The 19,800-nt window shown below is 60.8% G+C and carries 17 protein-coding genes; 9 read left to right on the top strand and 8 right to left on the bottom strand.

The genetic code is table 11. The features are described 5' to 3' along the window. Positions 1-13 precede the first annotated feature (13 nt). Positions 14-892, top strand: a complete 879-nt coding sequence (locus ACPYOJ_RS02035; protein ID WP_481414759.1) for a 50S ribosomal protein L11 methyltransferase — start codon at positions 14-16, stop codon at positions 890-892. Positions 893-1,047: 155 nt separating this feature from the next. Here ACPYOJ_RS02035 and ACPYOJ_RS02030 read toward each other — a convergent pair whose 3' ends face one another. Further along, a complete protein-coding gene (locus ACPYOJ_RS02030) occupies positions 1,048-1,221 on the bottom strand; it encodes a hypothetical protein (protein WP_168830708.1) in 174 nt (57 codons plus the stop codon). Positions 1,222-1,499: 278 nt separating this feature from the next. Between ACPYOJ_RS02030 and ACPYOJ_RS02025 the strand changes: the two genes are divergently transcribed. Then, positions 1,500-3,335, top strand: a complete 1,836-nt coding sequence (locus ACPYOJ_RS02025) for an aminopeptidase P family protein (RefSeq protein WP_481414758.1) — start codon at positions 1,500-1,502, stop codon at positions 3,333-3,335. A 51-nt stretch (positions 3,336-3,386) separates the two neighbouring features. On the opposite strand, the gene ACPYOJ_RS02020 is transcribed toward ACPYOJ_RS02025, so the two are convergent. From ACPYOJ_RS02020 to ACPYOJ_RS02005, 4 genes are all read right to left on the bottom strand, one after another. Next, complete coding sequence (locus ACPYOJ_RS02020) at positions 3,387-3,695, bottom strand: AzlD family protein (RefSeq protein WP_481414757.1); 309 nt, start codon at positions 3,693-3,695, stop codon at positions 3,387-3,389. A gap of 2 nt (positions 3,696-3,697) precedes the next feature. Beyond that, entirely contained in the window at positions 3,698-4,417 is a 720-nt protein-coding gene (locus ACPYOJ_RS02015; RefSeq protein ID WP_481414756.1) for an AzlC family ABC transporter permease, read from the bottom strand. Positions 4,418-4,561: 144 nt separating this feature from the next. After that, positions 4,562-5,188 (bottom strand): bifunctional nicotinamidase/pyrazinamidase, encoded by a 627-nt coding sequence (gene pncA / locus ACPYOJ_RS02010; RefSeq protein ID WP_481414755.1) that lies wholly within the window; start codon positions 5,186-5,188, stop codon positions 4,562-4,564. Positions 5,189-5,458: 270 nt separating this feature from the next. Further along, positions 5,459-5,953 (bottom strand): EF-hand domain-containing protein, encoded by a 495-nt coding sequence (locus ACPYOJ_RS02005; protein WP_481414754.1) that lies wholly within the window; start codon positions 5,951-5,953, stop codon positions 5,459-5,461. Positions 5,954-6,314: 361 nt separating this feature from the next. Here ACPYOJ_RS02005 and ACPYOJ_RS02000 point away from each other — a divergent pair, with 361 nt between their 5' ends. From ACPYOJ_RS02000 to ACPYOJ_RS01985, 4 genes are all read left to right on the top strand, one after another. Next, positions 6,315-6,713 (top strand): DUF488 domain-containing protein, encoded by a 399-nt coding sequence (locus ACPYOJ_RS02000; protein WP_481414753.1) that lies wholly within the window; start codon positions 6,315-6,317, stop codon positions 6,711-6,713. Between the two features lie 363 nt (positions 6,714-7,076). Beyond that, entirely contained in the window at positions 7,077-7,424 is a 348-nt protein-coding gene (locus ACPYOJ_RS01995; RefSeq protein ID WP_481414752.1) for a hypothetical protein, read from the top strand. A 43-nt stretch (positions 7,425-7,467) separates the two neighbouring features. Beyond that, positions 7,468-8,466: a three-Cys-motif partner protein TcmP gene (gene tcmP, locus ACPYOJ_RS01990; protein WP_481414751.1), complete on the top strand. Its 999-nt coding sequence runs from the start codon at positions 7,468-7,470 to the stop codon at positions 8,464-8,466. Continuing rightward, complete coding sequence (locus ACPYOJ_RS01985; protein WP_481414750.1) at positions 8,466-9,227, top strand: DUF5131 family protein; 762 nt, start codon at positions 8,466-8,468, stop codon at positions 9,225-9,227. Before tcmP ends, ACPYOJ_RS01985 begins: the two co-directional genes overlap by 1 nt. 3 nt (positions 9,228-9,230) lie before the next feature. On the opposite strand, the gene ACPYOJ_RS01980 is transcribed toward ACPYOJ_RS01985, so the two are convergent. Both ACPYOJ_RS01980 and ACPYOJ_RS01975 read right to left on the bottom strand, forming a co-directional pair. Further along, complete coding sequence (locus tag ACPYOJ_RS01980; RefSeq protein WP_481414749.1) at positions 9,231-11,690, bottom strand: ATP-dependent helicase; 2,460 nt, start codon at positions 11,688-11,690, stop codon at positions 9,231-9,233. A 67-nt stretch (positions 11,691-11,757) separates the two neighbouring features. Beyond that, complete coding sequence (locus ACPYOJ_RS01975; RefSeq protein ID WP_481414748.1) at positions 11,758-12,429, bottom strand: YoaK family protein; 672 nt, start codon at positions 12,427-12,429, stop codon at positions 11,758-11,760. Between the two features lie 288 nt (positions 12,430-12,717). Between ACPYOJ_RS01975 and ACPYOJ_RS01970 the strand changes: the two genes are divergently transcribed. The 3 genes from ACPYOJ_RS01970 to ACPYOJ_RS01960 all read left to right on the top strand — a co-directional run bounded on the left by ACPYOJ_RS01970 (position 12,718) and on the right by ACPYOJ_RS01960 (position 18,006). Further along, positions 12,718-13,905, top strand: coding sequence for an efflux RND transporter periplasmic adaptor subunit (locus tag ACPYOJ_RS01970; RefSeq protein WP_481414747.1), 1,188 nt, complete (start codon positions 12,718-12,720; stop codon positions 13,903-13,905). Continuing rightward, complete coding sequence (locus tag ACPYOJ_RS01965; RefSeq protein ID WP_481414746.1) at positions 13,902-17,054, top strand: efflux RND transporter permease subunit; 3,153 nt, start codon at positions 13,902-13,904, stop codon at positions 17,052-17,054. Before ACPYOJ_RS01970 ends, ACPYOJ_RS01965 begins: the two co-directional genes overlap by 4 nt. Positions 17,055-17,340: 286 nt before the next feature. Next, on the top strand, positions 17,341-18,006 hold the full coding sequence (locus ACPYOJ_RS01960) for a YiaD family glycine zipper/OmpA-like lipoprotein (protein WP_481414745.1): 666 nt from the start codon (positions 17,341-17,343) through the stop codon (positions 18,004-18,006). A gap of 95 nt (positions 18,007-18,101) precedes the next feature. On the opposite strand, the gene ACPYOJ_RS01955 is transcribed toward ACPYOJ_RS01960, so the two are convergent. Further along, positions 18,102-19,766 carry an arylsulfatase gene (locus ACPYOJ_RS01955; protein ID WP_481414744.1) on the bottom strand — a complete coding sequence of 555 codons (1,665 nt, stop codon included), beginning with the start codon at positions 19,764-19,766 and terminating at the stop codon, positions 18,102-18,104. Positions 19,767-19,800 lie beyond the last annotated feature (34 nt).

The following is a 19,800-nucleotide window of genomic DNA, read 5'->3' as shown; positions in this document are numbered from 1 at the left end:
GGAAGACGAATTCGTGAGTGAAATCCGCCTGTATGTGACGACGACCGAAAAGAAGGCCGGGCAAGTCCTTGATCTTCTAACCGAGGTCTTCGGCGAAGAAGACTTTGCGATAGCGACAACCGAGATCGACGAGAAGAAGGACATCTGGGAAGCCTCCGTCTATATGATGCGGGAGGATGAGGATCAGGTACGCGTTCGCGTCGAGGAGGCCCTGAAGGCGCCGTTTCCGGCAATGGCCGTCGAGCGCGAAGTCATCCCCGATATCGATTGGGTGGCGAAATCCCTCGAGGGTTTGAAGCCTGTCCGGGCAGGGCGGTTTCTCGTGCATGGCTCGCATGATCGCGACAAGGTGCGCTCCGGCGATATCGGGATCGAGATCGATGCCGGCCAGGCGTTCGGCACCGGCCATCATGGCACCACGGCAGGCTGCCTCGAGGTGATCGACAAGGTGCTTCGTTCGCGGCCGGTCGATAATGCGCTGGATCTCGGAACGGGAAGCGGTGTTCTGGCGATTGCGGTGCGCAAGCTCAAGAACATCCCGGTTCTCGCGACGGATATCGATCCGATCGCGACGCGTGTCGCGGCCGAGAACGTGCGGCGAAACGGCATTGCATCGGGAATTGTCACGAAGACCGCGCCGGGCTTTCATTCGACGGCATTCGCCGAATACGGGCCGTTCGACCTCGTCATCGCCAATATTCTGGCGCGACCGCTGATCAAGATGGCGCCGAAGCTGACGGAGCATCTGGCGCCTGGCGGTTCGGTGATCTTGTCCGGCATTCTCGCGGAGCAGCGCTGGAAAGTGCTGGCGGCTTACAACGGCGCGAAGCTTCGCCATATCCGGACGATCTGGCGAAATGGTTGGGTGACGATCCACCTGGATCGCCCGTAGCTATCCGACAAAAAAGAAGGCGGTGCCAGAGGCACCGCCTTCGACCGTTTAACGGTCATACCCGCGAGCTTAAAGGAGGAGGAGCGCTCGAGCGGGTTCTACAGTTCTGATTGCCGGTCCGTTGAGGGAGGAGGAGAAACGAAGCGGCAAATAGTTCAGAACGCGTAGCTGGGTGCGCCCTTGGGGCGCGTGATCTTGTGACCCATGCCGAACGTCCTGAGGGAATCCTCATTGAGGGGGCGGCGGGCACCGATGACGTGATGCACAGTCTGGCGCTCGCCAGCCTGCACCGGGCTGCTGTAAGCGAAGCGCGACAGAGAGGCAGTCATTTTCGATTTCCTTATTCGTTGCGGGCTCGTTTTCGAACCATCTGATGCCGCCTATATAACTATTCCGAAAGTCTTTGGCAGGGGCTTTCGCTCATGGGTGCCATGCAGCGAATGCATAAAGCGTGCCAATTCTCGTTTTGGTGTCACATTTCCGCCAAAATAATGCGCGGCCTGACGTAAGGTGATGTGCGTGGTTTTTCTCCCCGCGCCCTTATTTTTCGATAACATAGGTCCAGCCGCCGTTCTGCGGATTCGGAAATAGCCATCGGGTTTTCAGTATGTTCCAGTCTTTTGAGGTTACCTCCACGCCACAATTCGGCCGCGATCGAGTTCAGCTGCTGCGCGAAAGTTTTGACGCGCTCGGAATCGACGCCTTTCTCGTCCCGCGTGCGGATGAGTTCAACGGCGAATATGTGCCGAAATGTGCGGAGCGTCTGGCCTGGCTGACAGGCTTCACAGGATCGGCCGGCATCGCGCTCATAAACCGCACCCAAGCGATCGTCTTCGTCGATGGCCGTTACGTGACGCAGCTTGCGGAACAGGTCGACGGCTCAGTCTTTACCGGCGGCGACCTCGTCAACGAACCCCCGCATGTCTGGATTCCCCGAAACGGCAAGCAGGGGATGCGGCTCGGCATCGATCCGTGGCTGCATTCCGGGGCCGAGGTCCGCCGGCTTGAAAAAGCGCTCTCGGAGATCGGCGGCACGCTGGTGATCCTGCCGCACAATCCGCTCGACAGGCTGTGGACGGATCGTCCGGCAGAGCCGCTTGGGCCCGTTACGATCCAGAACGTCGTGCAGGCCGGTGTGCTGGCAAAAGACAAGATCGCGACGACCGCCGCCGACCTGGCGAAGAAGAATGTCGCGGCGGTGCTGATCGCAGATCCATCCTCGATCGCGTGGACATTCAATATTCGCGGGGCTGACGTTCCCCATACGCCGCATCCCTTGGCGCGTGCCATCATCCATGCCGACGGGAAGGCGGAGCTGTTCCTCGACAAGCGCAAGACAGGCATCGAACCGGAAGCCTATCTCGCGCAGATATGCGTACAGCTTCCACCTTCGGCGCTCGATGAACGCCTTGCGGCCGTTTCCAAGGATGGCGGACGGGTGATGATCGATCCGGAAATCGCCTCCTATGCGCTTGCCGATATCATCCGCAAGGCAGGCGGCGAGGTGGTGGAGGCCGCAGACCCGGCCAAGCTGCCGCGGGCGGTCAAAAACAGTGTCGAGCTCAACGGCTCGGCGGCCGCGCATCTGCAGGATGGCGCGGCCATGGTCGAGTTCCTCTACTGGCTGTCGGAGCAAAAGCCGGGCACGGTGACGGAAATCGCGGCGGCCAAAAGGCTCGAGTCGGTGCGGGCGAGCGTCGGCCAGAACATGCAGAACCCGCTGAAGGACATTTCGTTCGACACGATTTCTGGCGCTGGCGACCATGCCGCGATCATGCACTACCGGGTGACGGTCGATACCGACCGGACGATCAACGCGGGCGAGCTTTTCCTGATCGATTCCGGCGCGCAATATATCAACGGCACGACCGACATCACCCGCACCGTCGGCATCGGTGCGGTGACCGAGGAGCAGAAGCGGTTTTTCACGCTAGTGCTGAAGGGCATGATCCAGATCAGCACGGCACGATTCCCGAAAGGCACGCGCGGCTGCGATCTCGATCCGCTGGCGCGCATCGCGCTTTGGCGAGCAGGGGTGGACTTCGGGCATGGTACCGGCCATGGCGTCGGCTCCTATCTTTCGGTGCACGAGGGGCCGCAGCGCATATCGCGAATTTCGACGCAGGAACTTCTGCCCGGCATGATCCTCTCAAACGAGCCGGGCTATTATCGGCCGGGCAGCTTCGGCATCCGCATCGAAAACCTCATCTATATCCGGCGGCCCGAAGCGATCGAGGGCGGCGACATGCCGATGTTGAGCTTCGAGACGCTCACCTTCTGCCCGATCGACCGCAGTCTCATCATCCCCGAGCTACTGACGCATGACGAGCGGCATTGGTTCAACGAGTATCACGCCCGCACCCGCGAGGCGCTGATGCCGCTGATCCACGACAAGGACGTGAAGGCGTGGCTGGAGAATGCGACGCTACCGCTCGAATATTGAGCGGTCACTACCAACGATAAAAGGAAAGGGCGGCCCAGCCGCCCTTTTTCGTTAGATGCCGATCGTGCGGCGCCAGGCCATGACGATCAACCAGGCCGCAACAAGCATCCAGGTATGCGACACCCGCAGGCCGACGATGAGAGCGACGACCAGCGCGAGTTTGGAGTCCCAGTTGCCGTCGAAGAAGGCCGGAGCGACGAGGGTCGTCAACACGGCGGCGGGCACGGCATTCAGCGCTGCCTCCACGCGCGGCGGTATGCGCTTCATCGTGGTGATGAGAACGTAGCCGCCGATGCGCGTCGCGTAGGTGGCGATCGCCGCCGCAATGATGACGAGGATCATGTGAAGATCGAATTCCATGATCAGACCTCGTGCGGTTCGTTTGCGGGTTCTGGCTGGTGGACGGCGGGCAGGGGCAGCAGGGCGGCAAGCACGATGCCTGCGGCCGCGCCGAGGCTGACATGCCAGGGCGAGCCGACGAGATGATAGGCGATCACGGAGGCAACGGCGCTGACGAGCGCCACCGGCAGGAAATTGTCACGGGTGCGGAAGCCGAGGACAATCCCCAGGAAGTAGGCGGGCAGCAGGATGTCTAGGCCGAGCGTTCTCGGATCGCCGATGAAGCTGCCGAGCATGCCGCCGATAAGGCTGACCAGCACCCATGGAATGTAGATGATGATCCCGAAGCCGAGATACCAGACGAAGGTCACGGGCTTGCCCGACTCGCCACGGTTGACGGTTTCAGCGAATTGCGGATCGACGAGCAGGAAGAAGGCGAAGAATTTCTGCAGCGGCGTGAAGTGGCGGATATGGCGGGCGATCGCCGCCGAATAGAGGACATGCCGGAAGTTGACGGCGAGGATCGAGGCGACGATCACCCAGGCCGGGACATTGCCGCCGAAAAGCTCGATCCCGACCATCTGGCTGGCGCCCGCATAGACGGTCGCGCTCATGAAGGTGAGTTCGGCAAGCGACATGCCGTGATCGGCGGCAAGCGCGCCGAACAGAGCTCCGAAGGGCGCGGACGCCAGTGCCACCGTAAAGCCGCCCCGCAAACCCTCGACAAAATCCGCGCGACTCATCGGCACCTATCCTTCTTCAAAACGCACCTGCTCTATTTGCCTGACGCCCGCGCGGCAACCGAATTTCGTTGATCGACCGATCGATTTTGCTGAATGGTGAGCGGCCGAAGCAGCGATGATTAAGCAGCCGCGCGAGATTGAGACTCAGGCGGCAAGCACCTTTCGGCTGTCGATGATTTCGATGCCGCGGGCGCGCATCTCGTCGATTGCGGCGGAAACACCTTCCGGTGTGATCCCGCGGCTCGCGTCCTCGATGAAGCGAACCCTGATTCCGGGTACCATGTCCAGCGCATCGAGCGCCGAGAACTTCACGCAGTAATCGGTCGCCAGACCGCAGATGTCGAGCTCGGTTACGCCCCGCTCCTGAAAGAAATCGGCAAGGCCGGTCGAGTGCGCCTTGTCGTTGTCGCGGAAGGCGGAGTAGCTGTCCACCCGCGGATTCTCGCCCTTCCGCTGGATAAAGTGTACTTCTTCGGATTTCAGCCCCGGATGCAGTTCAGCGTCCGAGGTATTCTGCACGCAGTGATCGGGCCACAGCATTTGCGGCATGCCGGAAAGCTCACCCATTTCAAAGGGCTGCTTGCCGGGATGGGAGGAGGCAAAGCTTCCGTGGCCGGGCGGATGCCAATCCTGCGAGGCGACGATCAGATCGTATTGACCGCTGTCGATCAGGGCGTTTGCAATCGGCACGACCTGATGGCCTTCCGGTACGGGAAGATTGCCCCCCGGGCAAAAACCAATCTGAATATCGGTCAGCAGTAATGCTTTCATTCGGCGGCTCTTTCGATTGTCAGGCTGTGTGATGGGGCCAGGGACTCATCAGTCCATAGAAGGCAATATAGGATTCGCATAGCAGAGCACAGGCATCAGGAAAGCCAGCTGAGCGCCGATTGTGTCGGCAAGGACGCTCTGGACGCGCCTGCTTTGACCAAGGGTTTCGCCCGAACGGGCCTGTAAATCGAGGGCTGGCGGCTCCCCCGGCGGAGCCTTGTTCGTGAGATGGCGCGTACAGGCCATCCGTTGCGATCCGGCGCGAAGAGGTCAGAGCGCCTGTGTCGTCTGTGCTGCGGCATCGGCCGTCTCGGCGGCGCCGTAGGTATTGCGGTAGGCCTGAAGGGCAGTCTGCATGTCGTTGGCAATATTGGCGAAGAACGGATCGCTTTCGCCGCTGGCGTCACCCGATGCGGCGGCGTCTGGCTCGGCGGAGAGCAATTCCGACGTCGTCAGCTTGCCGTCTCCATTCGTATCCATCGAGGCGAACACGCCTTTGGAATCGTCAGTAGAGTCATCGCTGCCGTCGTCGCTCTGCTGCTGCATCTGCAGCATCAGGGAAAGAATGTCGCCGGTGATCTTCTGAACGATGCTTGCGCCATTATCGCCGCCATCGCTGGCGGAGGAGCTGGTGCTTGGGCCGGGCGACTGGTTGGCGGCCGCGAGCTCATCGGCGGAAACCACGCCGTCGCCGTTCTTGTCGAGTGGGTTGAGGGGAGCTTGATACTGGGTAAGCGCACTGCCTAAGGATGAAACACTGGTCACTTGAACCTCCTTTGCGAGTTCGTCGTGAAGCCCGGCCTTCATGGACGGACAACGCCGGGCTAAGCTGATTTGCGGATACCGTCAAAGCGTCGTTTTGACAGGCGAGAAGTACGATTGACGGCGGGGAGCCTTGCGCGTTAACCTTTTGGTCACCGCTTGTATTTCTTTGAATTTGCTAATGAATTTTGGCCCTGATTTGCGCGGGCGAGCCGGAAAATCTCACCGTCCGCTGGCATCAATGCAGCCGGGACACCCCTGGGAGGCAACTGCGCGCCCGGAAGGCGCTTGAGATGCTGCGGCATATTGTCAGGCTGCTTCCCCCGGGACTAGATAGGCATCGGGAAGATCATCGGAGGAAGCGATGGCAATCAGCATCGTACGACTGGGGACGCCGCGGCAAAAAGACGAGGGGCTGCGCATCGGCACCGTCCGGCGGCCGCCGCGCGGCGTGCCGAAGGAAGAGTTTTCCAGCCGCGACTATTACGACGTCTGGCTGCCGATGCTGGCCCCGAGCCAGGAATTGGTGACGCAGGCCCGGGCGGCGGAAACGGAAGCCGAGTGGAAGGCCTTTTCGCGTGGCTACCTCAAGGAGATGGCGGCACACGACACGAGCCATGTTCTCGACACGCTGGCGGCACTTTCGCACACAGCCAATTTCTCCGTCGGCTGTTACTGCGAAAACGAAAACCGCTGCCACCGCAGCCTGCTGCGCGGCCTCCTTGCAGAGCGCGGCGCAAAGATCGCCTGCACGCCGGCCTGAATGGCGGGCAGCAAAAAGGCGCGGCCCCGGCCGCGCCTTTTTGCATGAGTGCTACCAGAGGTCAGGTCCCGATAATCTTGTTGCAGGCCAGAGCAAGTCCCGGATTGCCGAGAACGGCGATCACGAGAGATAGGCCGATCAGGGACAATGAATAGCGTTTCATCCGCACCTCCTATTCCAGCCCGGCGGGATTATGCGGGAGGGAGGGCGGAATGCGAAGTCACGAAGGGGTGAGGGTGCTCGCATCCATGCCTTCAGAGCCGAAGGCGCCGGGGAAGAGACCGGGACGCCTGTGGGCAGCCCCTTGCCGTTTGAGGCCATTTCTGCCTTTGTTGCATAAGGAGAGCAGCCGGAAACCAAGCCATGCCCGAGCCCGGTCCTGAGGAGAAGATCGACGCGACGTTCCGCAACGGTTCGCTGACGGCGGCAGGCATCATTCTCGGCTTTTCGCTGACATTCCTCAGCCGTTGGGTTTCGAACCCGAACGACTGGAGCCGCATCGACATCCTGCCGATGCTGCTCCTGACAGCCGGCATCGCTATCCAGGTAAAGGTCTTTGCCGATCTCCTGGCGCGGGATTCGCTGATTGCCGCCAAATACGACCGCTCGCGGCGGCTTTTCCTCATCGGGCTTATCGTCGTCGCCGTGGGGATCGCGGTTGCGCTGGTCAACGATATTCTCGGATTGGGCAGGATGCCGATGCTGGGGTGAGCGGTGTAGCGAGCTCACGCGAGACGCAGATGCAAAGTCACGAATGGAACGCGGTGCTTACAATTTAAAAGTACAAAGAAAATATTCTTCAACCGTAATTGACTGCTCGTTTCTATTTGCTAAGTTCTCTCTATGTTCTGTGTTGGGGAAATTGATGGTGCAAAAACCGTTCGGGCACACGCATACCAAAGTCAAACTAGATACTGTTTTCGATTACGCAAATTTTTATACGAGGGTTTTGCAAAATAAGCCCTCTCCGCAGCGGCCGTTTAGGCTTCACTATCTTGATGCATTTGCCGGGACAGGCGAAATCCCAGTTGGGGCAGCAATGCCTTTGCTTCCGGGTATCCAAGATTCTGAAGCAGTCATTGTCGGATCTGTTCGAAGAGCGTTGGATGTGGAGATACCGTTTTCAAGGTATGTGTTCTCCGATCTGAAACGAAAGAATGCCAGCGAGCTACAACAACTCGCAAACACCTATCCCCATTTGAAAGACCGCATAGAGGTTCGCGATGGGGACGCGAATGATGTTGTAACCGACTTTTGCACCAAACTCGGGCCTTCTGATCGAGCTTTGATTTTCCTCGACCCCTTCGGCAATCAGGTGCGATGGGACACGCTTAGAGTTATCGCTGAGTCTAAGAAAGCTGATCTTTGGTATCTGTTTCCGGCATGGCTTGGTGTGGCTCGCCAAATCAAAGCGTCTGGGATTATCTTGAAGGATGCTGAAGAATCGATCGATCGGATGTTTGGCCCGTTTGATTGGCGAAAAGAAGTTGTTGCGGAGACAATGTCCGCTCAGACAGATATGTTTGCGGCCAGCAATACCGATAAGCAAAAGATTGCCACCGCCGATGGTATCACTCGATACATGATTGAGTGCATGGAGACGAACTTTGGAGGTGGCGTATCTAAGAAGTGGCTTCCGTTGGGAAGGAATGGACGACATTATTATTCCTTGATTTTTGCTTGTGCGAATCCGGGAGACAGAGCAAAAACCTTAGCTCAGAGGGTGGCGCGCGATATCATGACGAGGAAATAATGGCAGGTCTATCGGATATCGAATGGACAGACGCGACTTGGAACCCGGTCTCTGGTTGCACCATAATCTCGCCTGGCTGCACCAACTGTTATGCCATGCGCATGGCTGCGCGTTTAGATGCTATGGGGCATGGTAGCTATCGAGGAACTACCCGCAAAAGCGGAAAACGTCATGTTTGGACAGGCAAAGTGGTCCTCAATGAGCGCGTCGTTGCGGCGCCCATTTCTTGGCGAAAGCCAAGGATGATTTTCGTCAATTCAATGTCCGATCTATTTCAAGATAAGGTTCCCGTCGAGTTTATCCGTCGGGTTTGGGAGACGATGGCCGATGCGCATTGGCATGTCTTCCAGGTTTTGACAAAGAGGCCGGATAATATGGCCCGAATTCTTGCGTCAGGTAACTTCCCAATACTTGAAAATGTTTGGTTGGGCACGTCTGTCGAAAGCGGCGACTATGTCGATCGCATCGACGATCTTCGTGCAACTCCGGCTGCTGTCCGATTCGTATCCTTTGAGCCGTTATTGCGCAGCGTAGGACACGTAGCCCTGAAGGACATTGACTGGGCAATAGTTGGTGGGGAGTCAGGCCCGGGCGCTCGGCCCATGGACATTGCTTGGATCGATGAAATCAAAGCAGCCTGCGATGAGGCGGGAACAGCCTTTTTCTTCAAGCAGTGGGGCGGCGTAAACAAGAAAAAGACCGGACGCGAATATCAAGGCCAAACGTGGGATGAGATGCCGCGCACGTTATCGTTCGGTTAGGCACTAAACCCGCTCCACAAACCCGTCCAGCACCCGCTTCTGCCCCGCGCGGTCGAAATCGATCGTCAGCTTGTTGCCCTCGATTCCGGTAATGTTGCCGTTGCCGAATTTCAGGTGGAAGACGCGGTCGCCCATCTGGAAGCGCGAGGGTTCGGTGGAGGTGGATTTGGCGACCAGTTCGCCTTCGATGGTGCGGCCCTTGGGGCCGCTTTCGCCGTAGCCGATGCGCTCGACGGCGTGGCCGGAGCGGGTACCCCAGTTGTCGCGGGTGGCGTCGGTCTTGTTCTGCTGTGCACGTTTCCAGCCGGGAGTGGAATAGGAATTGGCGAAGGGATCGGCCTTGTCGAAGCGCGACTGGCCGTAGCCGCCGCGGCCGTATCCGCCGTAGGACTGCTCCATCTCGGCGACCGCGACATGGGTTTCCGGAAGCTCGTCGAGGAAGCGCGAGGGAAGCGTCGATTGCCAGAGGCCGTGGATGCGGCGGTTGGAGACGAACCAGATGTGGCAGCGGCGCTTGGCGCGGGTGATGCCGACATAGGCGAGGCGGCGTTCCTCCTCGAGACCAGCGCGGCCGCTTTCATCCAGCGCCCGCTGGTGCGGGAAGAGGCCTTCCTCCCATCCGGGCAGGAACACGGTGTCGAATTCCAGGCCCTTGGCTGAATGCAGCGTCATGATCGAGACAGCGTCGAGGTCTTCGTTCTGCTCGGCGTCCATGACCAGGGCGACGTGCTCCAGGAAGCCGCGCAGCGATTCGAAGCTTTCCATCGAGCGGATGAGTTCCTTGAGGTTTTCCAGCCGTCCCGGCGCTTCGGCCGTCTTGTCGGCCTTCCACATGTCGGTATAGCCGGATTCTTCGAGAATCTGCTCGGCAAGCTCGGTATGCGGCGTGTTTTCGAGCAGCCCTTGCCAGCGGCGGAAGGACTGCACGACGTCGAAGAGCGCCTTGCGCGCCTTGGGCTTCAGCTCGTCGGTTTCGATGATATCGGCTGCTGCTGCCAGCATCGGGATGTCGCGGGCGCGGGCATAGTCGTGCAGCGCGCGCACCGTCGTGTCGCCGAGGCCGCGCTTCGGCGTGTTGACGATGCGCTCGAAGGCGAGGTCGTCTGCCGGCTGGGCGACGAGGCGGAAATAGGCCATGGCGTCGCGGATTTCGAGACGCTCGTAGAATCGCGGGCCGCCGATGACGCGGTAGTTGAGGCCGAGCGTGACGAAGCGGTCTTCGAATTCGCGCATCTGGAAGGAGGCGCGCACCAGGATTGCCATGTCGTTGAGGAGATGCTTGTCGCGCTGCAGCGCCTCGATCTCGTCGCCGATGGCGCGGGCCTCTTCCTCGCTGTCCCAGGAGGCGTGCACCTGCACCTTGACGTCCTCAGGATCGGCACGATCGGTGAAGAGCGTCTTGCCGAGGCGGCCTTCGTTGTGGGCGATCAGGTGGGCGGCGGCACCGAGGATGTGCTCGGTCGAGCGGTAGTTGCGCTCCAGCTTGATGACCCTGGCGCCGGGAAAATCCTTCTCGAAGCGCAGGATGTTGTCCACTTCCGCGCCGCGCCAGCCGTAGATCGACTGGTCGTCATCACCGACGCAGCAGACGTTCTGCAGCTCGCCTTTCGGCCGCTGGGCCAGCAGCCGCAGCCACATGTACTGTGCCGTGTTGGTGTCCTGATACTCGTCGACGAGGATATAGCGGAAGCGCTGGTGATATTCCTTGAGCAGGTCCGGGTTCCTGCGGAAGATGGCGATCGGATGCATCAAGAGATCGCCGAAATCGCAGGCGTTCAGCGTCGAAAGCCGGGACTGGTAAGCGAAATAGAGTTCGCGGCCGCGGCCGTTGGCAAAGGCGCGGGCGTCGCCTTCGGGAATGTCGGCCGGGCCGAGGCCCTTGTTCTTCCAGGTGTCGATCATGCCGGCGAACTGCTTGGCCGGCCAGCGTTTGTCGTCGAGGCCTTCGGCCTGGATCAACTGCTTGATCAGGCGCACGACGTCGTCGGTATCGAGGATGGTGAAGTCGGAGCGCAGGTCGACGAGTTCGGCATGACGGCGAAGCAGCTTGACGCCGATTGAGTGGAAGGTGCCGAGCCAGGGCATGCCTTCGACGGTGCCGCCGACGAGCAGCGCGATACGCTCCTTCATCTCGCGGGCAGCCTTGTTGGTAAAGGTGACGGCGAGGATCTGGGAAGGGAAGGCGCGGCCGGTACTCAATATGTGGGCGATACGGGTCGTCAGCACGCGGGTCTTGCCGGTGCCAGCACCCGCCAAAACCAGGACCGGGCCGTCCAGCGTCTCGACGGCTTCGGTCTGCTCCGGATTGAGGCCTGCGAGGTAGTCCGGCCGCCTGCCGCCGTCGCGCGCTGCCATGGCGCGGGCAGCGAGCCCACCGCCTGCAGGAGCGGGCGCCTGCGGCTTGCGCGGCGCTTCGCCGGGCTCTTCGTCGAAGAAGGGAATATCGTCGAAACTGTTGCTCATGGCGCGTAATGTAGTGATTCGGGCTGGAAAGACCAGAAAAGATGTTCTGCTTTCATTCCGCCAAGTTTTACGGGCTTTCCGGCGGGCGGAAGGCGAGGGTTACAGAGACGAGCGCAAGAAGCGGCGGAAACGCGAAGCACCAGAGGCCTGCGAGCACATAGGCGAGAGCTGCAAGCCCGCAGCCGAGCGCGAAGGTGGCGACTGCGAGCGCCATCTTGGCAAGCCGCGGCTTCACGGGCTTTTCCGCATCGGCCGGGCCTCCATGGGCGAGATCGGCGAGGTCGATCATGATCTGTGTCGTCGTGCCGGTCATCAGCGTGCCGGGCGGCGCGGCGGAGAGGTGGATGCGGTGCGCGGCATTCTGGATCGCCATGGCGATGACGAGCAGCATGCCGGTGACAACGAGCGGCAGGCCGTCGGGATCGGAAAAAGGACCGAGGCGGATTGCCATGGCGGCTCCGGCGATGAGGAAAAGCAGTTTCAGGACCAGCATCGTCCGCAAGCTGCGCTCATCCGCCGTGCGTCGCGTGAGGTAACGCAGCAGGAAGATGGTGATGCAGAAGACCGGCAGCGCCAGAAGCTTGGCGATGATGCCCGAGGTCCCGAAGGCCTGTGCAGCCCCGAGCGTCACGAAGTTGCCGGTGACATGGGCGGTGAACAGACCGCCGAGCGCCAGGAACCCGGCTGTGTCCACATAACCGCCGGTGAAGCTGAGGAGGAAGGGAAAGGCGGGGCGCATAGGTCTCCCTCGGACTGTCGGGACGGGCGTTGCCGCTTTACTGCGCTTTTCTGTTCTACTGAAGAAGCGGCGGCTGAAATCTGTCGAAAAATACGTGGATGCTCAAGCAAAAGTGACCTGCATCTCGACTTTTCGGATCTCGCCGAGATTACAATTCTGTAATGACGGATGGATACGCTTGAAGCCGGTTTGTAAAGAGGCGATATTGCCGCAGACACGCGATTGTGTCTGACAGACGCCTCTTACGACCGACCCTGGTCTAACCTCGAGTCCCTCCTGGAGACGTGAATGGCTTTTTGGAAGCAGATTGTTCTTTCTATCATCGTTATTGCGGCCGGCTTTGCCGGATGGATTTTCTTTGTGCCGGGTTCGGCTGATACTTTAAGAAATGCGGGAGTTCCGGAAAGCCTCGTGGCCAAGCTGGCTCCGGCCATGAAGACATCCGATGCCGGCGGATCAGAGCAGGGGCAGGGCAGCCAGGGTGGAGGCCGCAACGGCGGCGGGGCGCGCAATGGCGCCGTTCTCGTCGTGACGCAGGCTGTCGTGCAGGGCGTCGTGAACGACCGGCTGAACGCGATCGGCACGGGTGACGCGATCCGCTCGGTGGCCGTGACGCCGCAGGCAACAGGCACGATCCGCGAAATCCTCATCAAGTCGGGCGACAAGGTCAAACAGGGACAGGTGCTCGCCAAGCTCGACAGCGAAGAACAGGTGATCGCCAAGGGGCAGGCGGAGGTGGCGCTGAAGAGCGCGATGGAGAAATCCAATCTCTACCACAACATCAAATCCAGCGTTTCGCGCATGGATGTGTTCGATGCCGAGATCGTCGAGCAGGGTGCGCGGTTGCAGCTGCAGGCCGCCGACCTCAATCTTGCCCGGCGCAATATCGTCGCGCCGATCGATGGCATCGTAGGCATCGTCCCGGTCAACATCGGCGACAACGTGACCACCAGCACGCCGATCGTGACGCTCGACGACCGCTCCGAAATCCTGGTCGACTACTGGGTGCCGGAGCGTTTCGCCAATACGGTTTCCGTTGGCCAGCCGGTCGAGGCAATGTCGGTCGCGCGGCCGGGCCAGGTGTTCACCGGCGAAGTCGAGGCGGTGGATAACCGCGTCGACGCGGCAAGCCGGACACTGCGCATCCGCGGACGGATCGATAACAGTACGGACGAGCTTCGCGCCGGCATGTCCTTCAATGTCAGCATGAAGTTTGCCGGCGACAAATACCCGGCGGTCGACCCGCTGTCCGTTCAGTGGGATTCGCAGGGTTCCTTCGTCTGGCGCGTCGTCGACGGCAAGTCGCGCAAGGTGCGGGTCAGCATCGTGCAGCGCAATCCGGATTTCGTGCTCGTCAAGGCCGACATCAAGGATGGCGACGCCATCGTAACGCAGGGCCTGCAGCGCGTCCGCGAAGCCGGGGCGGTGCGGGTCGCCAATGAAGTGGCCTCGAGCAGCGAGGTCACGGCACAATGAGCGTGACCGAACTCCCCGAGAGAGCGTCCGGCAAGCAGACCTTTACGGCCCTCTTCGTGCGCCGGCCGATCCTGGCGCTGGTTTTCAACACACTGATGGTTGTGGCGGGCCTCGCGGCCTATGCCGGTATCGAAGTGCGCGAGCTGCCGGATGTCGACCGCCCGGTCGTGACCGTACGCACGACCTTCGACGGCGCGTCGCCGCAGACGATCGATCAGGAGCTGACCAAGGTGATCGAAGGCGCGGCTGCGCGCGTCAGTGGCCTGAAGTCGATCTCGTCGCAGTCGCAGTTCGGCCAAAGCCGCGTGACCCTGGAGTTTTCCGACAGCGTCGACCTTGCAGTTGCCGCAAACGACGTGCGCGACGCGATCGGCCGCATCACGCAGCAGCTTCCGGACGAAGCCGACGCGCCGCAGATCGTCAAGGCGGATTCGGATTCGCAGGCGATCATGCGTCTTGCGGTGACGTCCACCAATCTCAACATGGATGATCTGACGCTTCTCGTCGAAAACGAGATCGTCGACCGCCTGGCTTCCGTCGATGGCGTCGCCGATGTCGAGGAGTATGGGGACCAGGAAAAGATCTTCCGCGTCGATGTGGATCAGGGGGCGCTCGCCAGCCGCGGTCTCACGGTCGGCGATCTGACGCAGGCGCTCTCCAGTTCCGCGCTCGACGTTCCGGCCGGATCGCTGAAGAGTGCGACGCAGGATATCGTCGTGCGCGCGACCGCGAACCTGCAGAACCCGCAGGATTTCGCCAAGGTCATCCTGCAGGACCACGTACGCCTTGGTGATGTCGCGACCGTGACCCTCGGACCGCGCGACGGCGAGACGGCGCTGCGCTCCAACGGCATTCAGGGCATTGGCCTCGGCGTCATTCGCCAGGCGCAATCGAACACGCTCAATATTTCGAGCGGCATCAAGACGGTTGTCGAGCAGCTGTCGAAGACGCTGCCGGAGGGCACCAAGATCGCGATCACCAGCGACGATGCGGTGTTCATCCAGGGCGCCATCCATGAGGTCGTCCTGGCGCTGATCCTTGCCGCGGTCATCGTTACCGGCGTCATCTATCTCTTCCTGCGCGACTGGCGGGCAACCCTCATCCCGGCGGTCAGCATGCCGGTTGCATTGATCGGCACGCTGGCTGCAATCTACCTCGTCGGCTTCTCGATCAACATCCTGACGCTGCTCGCGATCGTTCTGGCCACGGGTCTCGTCGTCGACGACGCGATCGTGGTGCTGGAAAATATCGTGCGCCGGCGGGCCGAAGGCATGGGGCCGCGGGCGGCGGCGGTGCTCGGCACGCGCGAGGTCTTCTTCGCCGTTATCGCGACCACGGCAACGCTTGCCGCGGTCTTCATTCCGCTATCGTTCCTGCCGGGACAGGTCGGCGGCCTCTTCCGGGAATTCGGGTTCGTGTTGGCGTTCTCGGTCGGTCTCTCGTCGATCGTCGCGCTCACTTTATGTCCGATGCTGGCGTCACGGATGCTGACGAAGCCGATGCTGGAAGATCACGGCGCGCTCGGCCGGTTCGGCAGCATCTTCGCACGTGTCTACCAATGGGGCCTGCAGCGCTGCCTCAACGCCCCCCTGGTCGTCCTGGTGGCGTCGATTTTCTTTGCCGGCGCAGCGCTTGTCGCATTCTCGACCGTCAAAAACGAACTGACGCCAAACGAAGACCGCGCGATGGTGATGATGCGGCTCACCGCACCGCAGGGATCAAGCCTCGAATACACGCGCGACAAGCTGCAGCTCGTCGAAGAATACCTGCAGCCGCTGCTCAAAAGCGGCGACATCCGAAACATCTTCACGATCTCCGGGCAGGGCGGTTCGGCTAATAGCGGCTTCATGGTGCTGACGCTGGCGCCTTGGAGTGAGCGTCACCGGACGCAGGCAGAGATCGTTCAGGATATCAACCGGGCGGCAGCGCGTGTTCCCGCACTCCGCGGCAATGCGATCCAGTCGAACAGCCTACGCATTCGCGGCGCCGGTAACGGCCTGCAGATGGCGGTCGTCGGCAATGATTACGAGAGCCTGACGGCTTCCGCGGTCAAGCTGGTGCAGGCGCTGGACGCGACCGGGCAGTATGATACGCCGCGCCTCACCAACGAGCCGACGCAGGCGCAGGTCTCGGTCGCCATCGACCGCGAACGCGCTTCGGATCTTGGCATCGATATCACGGGGCTATCGACGGCGATGCAATCGCTGCTTGAGGGACGCTCCGTCGTCGACGTCTTCGTCAAGGGCGAAGCCTACCCGGTGCTGCTGACCTCGACCACCCGGCCGCTCGACGATCCGACGGATCTCGAAAACGTCTTCCTGAAAACAGGCGACGGCAAGATCGTACCGATATCGGTCATCGCTTCGATGAAGGAAGGGGCGGTCGCGCCGCAGCTGAACCGCGAATCGCAGCTGGCTTCGGTCGCAATCACCGCAGGCTTGAAGGATGGCATGTCGCTCGGCGATGCCGTCAAGCAGGTGTCGGAGCTTGCTGCCCCGATCCTGCCGCCTGGCGCGCGTCTGGTTCCGCTTGCCGAAGCGGCCACGCTTGAAGAGAATTCAAGCGGCATGGCGCTTACCTTCGCCTTTGCGATCGTTATCATCTTCCTGGTGCTGGCGGCGCAGTTCGAAAGCGTGCTTTCCTCGCTGATCATCATGTCGACCGTTCCGCTTGGGCTTGCCTGCGCGGTCTTCGCGCTGATCATCACTGGGTCGAGCCTCAACATCTATAGCCAGATCGGCCTGGTGCTGCTTGTCGGCGTCATGGCGAAGAACGGCATCCTGATCGTCGAATTCGCCAACCAGCTGAGGGATCACGGGGTAGCGGTTCGCGAGGCGATCGAGCGTGCCTGCGCGCTTCGCCTTCGTCCGGTCATGATGACAATGATCGCGACCATTCTCGGCGGCGTTCCGCTGGTCTTCGCGCATGGAGCGGGCGCGGAAGCGCGCATTGCGCTTGGCTGGGTCATCGTCGGCGGATTGGGTTTCGCGACGCTGGTCACGCTCTTCATCACGCCGGTCGCGTATTTCCTCATCGCGCGTTTTGCCACGCCTCATGCTCACGAAGAGGCCCGGCTGCACGAGGAAATGGCGGTTGCGACACGTCCGAAAGTCGTGCCCGATCCGAAGCATCTTCAGGCCGCGGAATAGATTCGACCTCTCGCCCGAAGGCGCGCCGCCGTCAAACACGGCGGCGTTTCTGCTCCTGAGCGCCTCATTTAACCGGTCGATCCTGCTGCGTTCCGGCGGCCCGGCCATCCGCTGGTCTCCACGCTCCGCGGTAACGCCTGTGGCAAATCGGTAAATATGCCGGGATTTGTGCAAGCGGCACGTGTCCAATCCACCGATTCTGCTCTATCCAGAGGAATGCGTTCATCTTGTCGCCGCATTTCCTAATATTTGCTCGCATCAGCTTCGAAGGGAGAGCTTTCTGTCTATGATCAAGAAATTCGTACTCTTGGCAGTTGCTGCCAGCTATTTGACCGCATGCACTACGACCGACCCCTATACGGGCGAGCAGAAAATGTCGAATACCGCGGGCGGGGCTATGCTCGGAGCTGTCGGCGGTGCGCTTGCCGGTGCCGCCCTTGGCGGACGCGGCCACGGCCCACGCAACGCGGCGCTGATCGGTGCCGGTCTCGGCGCGCTCGCCGGTGGTGCGATCGGCAACTACATGGACCAGCAGGAAGCGGAACTTCGCGCCCAGCTCCAGGGCACCGGCATTTCGGTCACGCGCAACGGCGACAACATCATCCTGAACATGCCATCGAACATCACCTTCGACGTCGATCAGGACGCCGTAAAGCCGGGCTTCTATCCGACGCTGAACTCGGTGGCGATCGTGTTGCGGAAGTTCAATCGCACGTTGATCGATATCAATGGCCATACGGATTCCACCGGCAGCCTGCAGCACAATCAGGATCTGTCGCAGCGGCGCGCCCTTTCGGTTGCCGATTATCTCGGCGGGCAGGGTATCGACCAGCGCCGCGTCTCCGCCGTCGGCTTTGGTCCGTCGCAGCCGGTCGCGTCGAATGCGAGCGAAGCCGGACGCGCCCAGAACCGCCGCGTCGAAATTCAGATCGCGCCGATTACGGAAAGCTGATCTCAGCAAAACCGAGTCAAACAGCCGGGCCATTGCCCGGCTGTTTCTATTCATTAGGTGGTGCATGCCACCAAGCCGTCTCAGGGCAGGGAGAACTATTGCGGCGTTAGGCGCTCCAATTCATTCAGCCGCTGCAGTGCTGCCTGCTGTCGCAGCATGTTATAGTTGATGCCGCTGGCGTTGAGCGAGCTGCCCTCCTGGAACGGGAACTGATTGAAGTCCGAGAAGAACTCCTTGATCTTGCCCTGGACAGGCACAAGGAGCCACATGTTCCTGGCGAGGAACTCGATCGCGCCGCCGCCATCTTCCATACCACGCTCATAGGGATCCATTCGCAGGTTGGCGATCCCAGCCCAGCTAGGCACTTCTCTGGTCGCTGTTGCGATATTGCCGTGGCTGGCGATTGCAAAGCTCAGCTTCCAATCGTTCCAACGGATTGCGTTGAGATTGCCCCCCTGATCGAAGTAGTAGACGACATCCCGCGGCCCGGTCGGAACCTCGCCCTTCAGGAAGGGCATCAGATCGTAGCCGTCCAGATGCACTTTGAAGTCCTTGGTTCCAGATTTGAAACCTGCCTTCATTTGCTCCTTGAGGTCCGATACGCCAGCCGCGCTCGCGAACGTCGGCATCCAGTCCATAAGCGTGACGATCTCGTTGATTTCGGTTCCCGGTTTGACGACGCCCGGCCAGCGAACCATCATGGGAATGCGGAAGCCACCCTCCCATGTCGTGCCCTTCTCGCCGTGGAACATCGTCTGGGCTCCGTCCGGCCACAGCGCAAGCTCTGCGCCGTTGTCGGTCGTGTAGAGAACGATGGTGTTCTCGGCGATGCCCAGTTGATCCAACTGATCGAGAAGCTGGCCGACGTGGCCGTCATGCTCGACCATGCCGTCCGCATGGATACCTTTGCCCGTCTTTCCGAGAGAGTCTGCCTTCAGGTGCGTGAAGACGTGCATGCGTGTTGAGTTGAACCAGCAGAAGAAGGGCTTGTCTGCTTTTGCCTGCCGATCGATAAAGTTCTTGGCTGCTGCCAGGAATTCCTCGTCGACCGTCTCCATGCGCTTTATGGTGAGCGCGCCGGTGTCTTCGATTTTTCCATCAGCACTCGACTTGATCACGCCCCGAGGGCCGAACTGTCTGCGGAATGCCGGGTCCTTCGGGTAGAAATAGCCTTCAGGCTCCTCCTCTGCGTTGAGGTGATAGAGATTGCCGAAGAATTCGTCGAAGCCATGCTTGGTCGGCAGGTGCTGATCCTGGTCGCCAAGATGGTTCTTGCCGAATTGGCCTGTCGCATAGCCACGCGTTTTCATGACATCGGCAATCGTCGGCATCCAGTCCTGAATGCCATGCGGATCGCCCGGCATGCCGATCGTCAGCAATCCCGTACGGAACGGCTCCTGGCCCAGGACGAAGGACGCTCGGCCCGCGGTGCAGCTCTGCTGGCCATAGGAATCCGTGAAGATCGCGCCTTCCCTGGCAATGCGGTCGATGTTGGGTGTGCGATAGCCCATCAGCCCCATCGTGTAGGCGCTGATTTGCGGTATGCCGATGTCATCGCCGAAGATGACGAGGATGTTCGGAGGCTTTCCAGAGCCGGCTGACTGCGGTTGGGCGGTCTGTGCCGTCTGTGCGCTAGCGCGTTGTGCGGTGGACGCGACAGCGAGACCAGCGAGGGCAAGCGAACTGCCGCCGAGCAGCAGATCGCGGCGGCTGACCGCTGTGGGCGCGTCGAGCGTCCTTCCGGTTTCACAATCTTCCATCGGGAGTCTCCTAGTGGTGAAATAGGCAGTGATG

This window comes from Rhizobium sp. SVR5-9E (assembly GCF_056755095.1).
The sequence above is the reverse complement of the archived record's forward strand: the minus strand, read 5'-3'. Positions and strand labels throughout refer to the sequence as shown.